Annotated in this window: 6 protein-coding genes; all 6 read right to left on the reverse strand. The window is 72.7% G+C overall.

The features are described from left to right. Positions 1–39: 39 nt before the first annotated feature. Positions 40–1,158: a phage late control D family protein gene (locus AC5LUJ_RS08125; protein WP_493464722.1), complete on the reverse strand. Its 1,119-nt coding sequence runs from the start codon at positions 1,156–1,158 to the stop codon at positions 40–42. Continuing rightward, a complete protein-coding gene (locus tag AC5LUJ_RS08130; protein ID WP_493464723.1) occupies positions 1,155–1,484 on the reverse strand; it encodes a hypothetical protein in 330 nt (109 codons plus the stop codon). The genes AC5LUJ_RS08125 and AC5LUJ_RS08130 overlap by 4 nt, the downstream gene beginning before the upstream one ends. Positions 1,485–1,547: 63 nt before the next feature. Beyond that, a complete protein-coding gene (locus tag AC5LUJ_RS08135; protein ID WP_493464724.1) occupies positions 1,548–2,240 on the reverse strand; it encodes a hypothetical protein in 693 nt (230 codons plus the stop codon). Continuing rightward, on the reverse strand, positions 2,241–5,321 hold the full coding sequence (locus AC5LUJ_RS08140; protein WP_493464725.1) for a hypothetical protein: 3,081 nt from the start codon (positions 5,319–5,321) through the stop codon (positions 2,241–2,243). Positions 5,322–5,349: 28 nt separating this feature from the next. Then, on the reverse strand, positions 5,350–5,664 hold the full coding sequence (locus AC5LUJ_RS08145; RefSeq protein ID WP_493464726.1) for a hypothetical protein: 315 nt from the start codon (positions 5,662–5,664) through the stop codon (positions 5,350–5,352). A 16-nt stretch (positions 5,665–5,680) separates the two neighbouring features. Further along, a partial coding sequence (locus tag AC5LUJ_RS08150; protein WP_493464727.1) for an ATP-binding protein occupies positions 5,681–6,790 on the reverse strand: 1,110 nt, incomplete at its 5' end.

The raw sequence follows: 6,790 nt of genomic DNA on the forward strand, positions 1-6,790 counted from the left end.
GGGTTGTCCCGGCCGGGCTTTGTTGTCCCGGCCGGGCTTTCAGGTGTTGGTCTCGTCGTCGAAGGACTCGCGGCCGGTGACGCCGGTCGCGTTGCGGCGAGCGGTGAAACGCTGCGTGTACCCGTCGGGGGTGAACGTGTGCAGCACCTGTTCGACGTAGTAGGCGCCGCTGAGCATCCGGCCCACGCCCCGGATCAGCACCGGGCGTTTGGCCCGCAGCACCCGGCCGTACGCGGCGGTGTTCACCTCCCCCTCCGCGACGACGGCCCACGACGACCGGTCCACCGCCGCCTGTGCCAGCGTGGTGAGCTCGCCGTCCTCGAACAGGCCGGCGCCGGCGAGCAGGACCGTGCGCGCCGTGCCGTCCGGCGCCGTCGACGCCGCGCCCAGGTCGCGCAGGCCCGACCGGTCGACGGTGACCGCGGCCTCGGCGCCCGCGCGGACGTCCACCCCGCCGGCCGTCGCGGTCGTCGGGCGCACCATGTCGAACCGGGCGGTGAACGCGTCGACGTTGGTGGCGGGACCGAGGTTGACCGACAGCACCCCCTGCGCGGCCGCGTCGAGCTTCGGCGGGTGGAAGTGCCCCTCCAGCGCGCCGGAGGCCGGGTTGGCCTCGACATAGCACTCGTAGCCGTTGCGGACGGCGAGCCCCCGCAGGAAACCGATGTCGGTGCCACGCTGGATCGTGGTCATGTCCTTCTCCGGCCGGGCCGGCTGCGTGGCGGTGACGTCCGCGGTCAGGCCGTGCTCGCCGAAGAGGGTGCTGGCGATGTCGCTGTCGGCCACGTCGGGCCAGGCCCGGACGGTCTCGGTGAGGTTCATCAGCACGCTCGGGTCGGCGCCGACGACCCGCAGCACCGAGCTGCCCGGCCGGGACGACACGGACAGCTCGACGTCGATCACCCGGGCGTCGATCAGCGGCTGGGCGTTGCCCGAGCCGATGGTGACGTCGACGGCGACGGGGGTCAGCCGGGTGAACACCTCGTCGTCGAGCACGCTCCAGCCGGAGCCGTCCGGCGCCACGTCGACGGCGATCTCGATGCGCACCATGTCGGCGAGGTCGGTGTGTTCCTCGACCTCGATGCGCCGGATCGCGGCGACGATCTCCGCGCCGGCCGGTGCGCCGTCCACCCGCAGCTCGTAGGAGATCGTGGTCATCGGCCCGCCCCGCCGGCCGGCCCGCCGGAGCGCCGGGGCGGCGGGCCGGCGGCGGCCGGCGGGATCACGAGAATCCGGCCGCTCTCGGCGACCAGGTCGTCCGGCCACAGCGCCCGGTTCGCGTCGCAGATCCGCCAGAACCGTTCCGGGCTCCGGTAGACGTCGTCCGCTATCCGGTCCAGCCGGTCGCCGCGGATCACCCGATAACCCTGGATGGCCGTCACCGGCGGTATCTGCCGGACACCGACATAGCGGACGACCTGGCCGTCCGGCAACGTGTGCTCGTGGGTGGGCACCCCGGCGTAACGGCTGTCGCGGGCGAACACGGCTTTCTCCTTCTCCTTTTCGGTCTTTCGATGACCACGGGTCCTCCGATGGCCACCGGCGGCTCAGCCGCCGCGCAGGAACACGGTGCGGATGCCCTGTTCGTTCTCGCCCTCCTGGTGACGGCCGGCGTGGGCCTCCTTGCTCTTCTGGTAGCTGATGAACGCGTCCCGGCCGATGTCCCCCGCCGGCAGTTCCAGGTAGGTCAGCACCTGCAGGGTCAGCTCGACCTTCGCCCGGACCGGGTTCAGCAGGGAGTCGAACGCCTCCTCGGTCACCGAGAACCCGGTGACGTCGACCGGTACCACCCGCGACGGCCCCCAGACCAGCAGCACCAGCGGCACCTCGGCGTCGCTGACCTGGACGGCGCCCTTCGCGGCCTGTTTCTCGATCTTCTCGGCGGCCAGCGCCGGCGGGTACATCAGCAGCTCGAGCAGGGCCAGCGCGGGGTAGAGGCCGTGCTCGGCGACCGTCCGGTTGGCGTTGGGCGCGTCGAGCTGGTCGGCCGCCTCCAGCTCGATCGTCATCGCGATCGTCTCGATGGGTGGGCCGCCGACCTTGAGCACGCTCTGTTTAGCGGCCCCGGCGGACTTCTTCGGCTCCGGCGGGCTGCGGTCCGCCAGCGTCCGGCGCATCGAGTCCGCGTTGTACTGAAACATGATCACTCGGGACGCCCGCGCGCCGGTCGCGCGCGAGTCGTAGACCGCCAGCGCCCCACGCCGCACCTTCGGCGCCCTCCGCAGCCCACCTGTCGTCACTTACCTCACCTCCCGCACCACGAACCACTTGTTGGTCAGCTCGTTGATGGGCTTCTCCTTCGGATCCCCCTTCTTCTGCTTACCCTTCGGCGATTTTCGCTGCCGCACGACCTGATGCGCGTGGTAACTCCCCGCGCTCTGATTCTTCGCGCTGTCCAACGGCCACAGGTTCGTGTCGGCGTCCGCCCCGTCGAACTTCAGGTCCAGCACATGGTCGGGCTGCGTCTTCTTCTTGTCCCATTTGTACCCGAACAGCTCAAGATTTTCACGATACTGTTTCTGCCGGGTACGACCCTCCCCCTTCTTCACCCGCTCGACAGTCCAGCCTTTCTTGATCTTATCCAGTATTTCGCCGACCCCGAGGACAACCTCGCCACGGGCAAGTCCGCCCTTGGGGAGATCGCTGTCGTGAAGCGTTTCCTTTCCACGCGGGCTGAACTTCTGCTGACCAAGAGACCTCGGCAGCTCGATGTCCTTGTAAATGTCAGGATCCTTGTACCAGTACATCCCGATGGCATTTTTCTCCACGTCGCCCGTTTCATTGCCTTCTCCCTCGGGCGCCGGCCCGGGTACGTAACGCTTCGTCTTCTGACCGCCGCCCTTACCCTTCGTCGTGCCGGGCTTCTTCTTATTCGTCGCCGGCTTCGCCTTGGTCGGGTTCATTTCGGCGACGATGTCCCACTCGTCGCCGGCGGGCATCGCCGTGAGCACCTTGAACCGGTGTTCCCCGCGGAGTTCCGCGAGTGTGTCGCGCATGCCGTCGTCGTCCAGCGGGTTCTGCTCGGACTCGACGACGACCTTGCCGATCGCGTCCATCGCGGCCTGCCAGCGCTGCTCGTTCTCGGGCCGCGGCGGCGTGCCGTCGGCCGCCGGGTCCTGCTTGCCGGTGGCGGGTTTCCCGCCGGCCGGCTTCCCGCCGGGAGCCTCCACGTGTTTCGGGTCGGCGTCCGTGCCGCCGGGCGGGGCGCCGTCGGACCATTTCCCCTTCTTGTCCGCGTCATCGGACGCCTTCTTCGGGACGTGGTCGTTCATCAGGTCGGTCATGAACTTGTCGGCCGAGAACTCCACCGGCGTGAACGTGATCTCGGGGAACCGGTCCGAGCCGATGACGTAGTCGACGTCCGCCCCGATGCCGAACTCGCCCGGCAGCGGGTACTCGAGCTGGCCGATCGGCCACGTCCACTTCTTGTCCGGTGCCGGTGACCACCACGGGCTGTCCAGCTCGACGAACAGGTCGCCGCCGAGGGCGAGGAACGGCTGCGCGGCCAGCTCCAGGTGGCCGTGCAGGAAGAACTCGCCGCTCTTGCCGGCTACCGGGTCGGCCTTCTCCCGGTAGCCGATGGTCGGGGTCGCCTCCACGTATCCCCGGATTCCGGCGAGCGCGTTGATGCCGACGCCGGCCTTGATGTCGTGGCCGAGCAGTTCCACCCCGGCGCCGCCCTCGGCCCGCAGCCGCAGCCCGGCGAACGCGGAGATGTTCAGCGTGCCCGCCACGCTGAACGCGTTGAGCACGGCGGGATCGGTGGAGTAGCGGCCGAGAACCCTGATGTCCCGCAGCACGCCGGGGCCGAGTTTCGCCATCGCGTCCAGCCCGACGTTCGCGAACACGAACACGTTCCCGACCAGCGGCACGCCGTACAGGGCGCGGGCCTCCAGCGTGAAGACCCGGCGGATGTAGTCCCGCTGGGCGAACAGCTCCACCTGAGCCGGCGGGGCGATCTCGCCGTCCACCGTGACGTGCCCGGCGCCGTCGACGATGACCCGGGCCTTGCCGGTCAGCCAGTCGGAGAACCGGAAGTCCAGCGTCCCCCAGCCCGCCAGCGCCCGCGGCCCCGGCCGCGCCTTCGGTGCCGTCGCAGCCGGCTCCGGCGCCGGCGCCGCGGCGGGCGCGGGGGCCGCGCCGGGACCGGCAGGGCCGGCCGTACCCGCCTCCTGTGCGCTCGCGACCAGCGCGTCCGGGCCGAGCTGCTGGCGGGCGACGTCCCGGGCGGCCGCCGCGTCGGTGACGAGCAGCGTCACCTCGCCGCTGAGCTTCTCCGTGTCGTAGCGGACCTTCCCGGTGATGTCGACGACACCACCGGCGAACACGAACAGCGCGTTGCCGGAGAACCTGGCGAGCCGCACCGGGATCTCGGCCCGGCCCGACAGCACGCCGGCCGGATCCCGGGTGATCTCCGCCTGCACCGAGGCGAGCCCGCCGATCTGCACGTCGGCCGACGCGTCGAACGTGACGGTCTCGTTGGTCAGGCCGAGCGTCCCGCGGCCGCTGAGAAAGCCGCCGAGGGCGAAGGAGACCTCCGGCACGGCCAGGGTCAGCGTGCCGTCCGCGAGCTCGTTCGTCGGGTTCGGCAGCTTCAGCCGGTCCAGCCCCACCCAGCCGAGCGCGCCCGCGTTCTCCTCGATCCAGCTGGTGACCGACGACGGCCGGGGCAGCACCTTCCCACCGACGGCCAGCGAGGCGTAGCCCGTCACCGTGGAGCCGGCGACCGCCACCACGAGCATCGGCTCCACGCCGGCCGACCGGACCGGCAGCAGGAACGGATGGGTCAGCGCGATCGCCTGGGCCTGGTTACCGGCCGTCTCATAGGCGTCCCCGCGGCGCCGCATGGTCAGGACGCCGGCGGCCAGCGAGCCGAACCGGACGTTGACGGGACCGCCCTGCCGTCCCCGCGCCTCGAGGTAGGCGGCCACCGGGGCGGGCGGGGTGAACGTGCCGGTCCCGGCCAGCGACACCTCCTCGGCGGGCATCGCGGCCGGCACCTCGGCCGAGGCTCCGGCCGGCGCCGTGCTGACACCGCCGACGCCGGGGCCACCGGAGCCGGCGGTTCCGGCGGGGCCGGGACCGGGGCCGCCGGAACCGGTGGCCGCGCGGAGCTGGCGCTGAACGGCCTGGTTGCTCCCGCCCGGGACGGCCGGGGCGGGACCGGCCACGGCCGCCGCGGCGTCCGCCCGGGTGGTCACCACCGGCTCACGCTGCCCGGCCTTACCGGCCCAGAGGCTGGCGCCGACCGCCTCGACGGCCGCCCCCGGGCCGGTGGGCGCGGCGTCGACATGCCGCGGCGGTGGCGTCGGGCGCGGCACCGCCGCCGGCTCCGTCACCTGGACCGCGCTAGCCACGGCCGTCACCCGCCGCGGTGGCGCGCCGGACGCTCTCGGCGATGCGCCGCGCGACCGTCGCCGCGATCCACCTGTCGGTGTCCGCCCCGCCGCCGACGTCGCCGTCCACACCGCCGGGCCGGCGCGCCGGGGCCGGCGCGGCGCGGCCCGGCACCGCGCCGTCCGGCGCGCCGGCCAGCGCGCGGACCAGTTCCTCGCTGATCATCTGACGGAGCCGGTCGGCGCGGGCGGCGTCCATGCTGACGCCGGACAGCACGATCCGGCCGATCTCGACGTCGACGGCCGCCGCCGGGCCCGGAGCGCTCATGGCCGGGCCAGCCTGCTCATGGCTGGGCCAGCCTGAGGTAGGGGCCGAACTCGGCCGGGGTCGGCTCGCGGTCGGTCTTGGCGTACTCGCGGATCGCCGCGCGCATCACGTGTTCCATGCCGACCGCGCCGTTCGCGCCCGCGGCCAGGAAGCACGCGTTCACCGCGATGGTCGCGATGTTGCCCCCGGAGATCTCCAGCCTGGCCAGCGCGGGGAGGTCCAGATCGTCGGCGACGGGCACCGAGGGCGGGAACGCCCGCCGCCAGATGTCACGGCGGGCGGCGGCGTCCGGGAACGGGAAGTCGACGAGGAAGCGCAGCCGGCGCAGGAACGCCCGGTCGATCGCGCCGCGCATGTTGGTGGTGAGGATCGCGAGCCCGGTGAAGTCCTCCATCTGTTGCAGGAGGTAGTCGACCTCGATGTTGGCGTACCGGTCGTGGCTGTCACGGATCTCCGACCGGCGCCCGAACAGCGCGTCCGCCTCGTCGAACAGCAGCACCGCGCCCGCCCGGCGCGCCCCGTCGAACACCCGTGCCAGGTTCTTCTCGGTCTCGCCGATGTACTTGCTGACAAGGCCCGCCAGGTCCACCCGGTACAGGTCGAGCCGCAGCTCGGCGGCGATCACCTCGGCGGCGAGCGTCTTGCCGGTACCGCTCGGCCCGCAGAACAGCGCGGTTATGCCACCGCCCCGGGCAAGCCGACGGCCCATGCCCCAGTCGTCGTAGACCCGGGCCCGGTGGGCGACCTGCGCCGCGATGTCGGTGAGCTGGCCGAGCGCGACGGCGGGGAGCACGATGTCCGCCCAGGACGCCCGAGCCGGCAGCTTGCGGGCGAGTCCGTCCAGCGCGCCGCCGGCGTAGGCCCGCGCCTCCTCCCAGACGGCCTCTTCCCAGCCGGCCGCCTCCCGGACCGGGGCTTCCCGGACCGGGGCCTCCCGCACGGCCTCCTCCCCGACCGGGGCCTCCCGTACGGACTCCTCCCGCGCCGGGGCCACGGGCCCGCCGGTACCCGGGCGCGCCGTCGCGGCGACGGCCGCACGCAGGACCGTCGCGACGCCGTCCGGCCCGAACGAGAACTGGTCCGCGAGCCGGGCCGCCCAGCCCGGCCCGGCCGGCCCGCCCAGCCC

It is taken from the genome of Protofrankia sp. CiP1_Cm_nod3, assembly GCF_982290655.1.

What these genes read in the sequence shown, in the direction of transcription:
- AC5LUJ_RS08125 (WP_493464722.1), bottom strand. Translation starts at nt 1,158, where the DNA reads ATGACCACGATCTCCTACGAGCTGCGGGTGGACGGCGCACCGGCCGGC.
- AC5LUJ_RS08145 (WP_493464726.1), bottom strand. Translation starts at nt 5,664, where the DNA reads ATGAGCGCTCCGGGCCCGGCGGCGGCCGTCGACGTCGAGATCGGCCGG.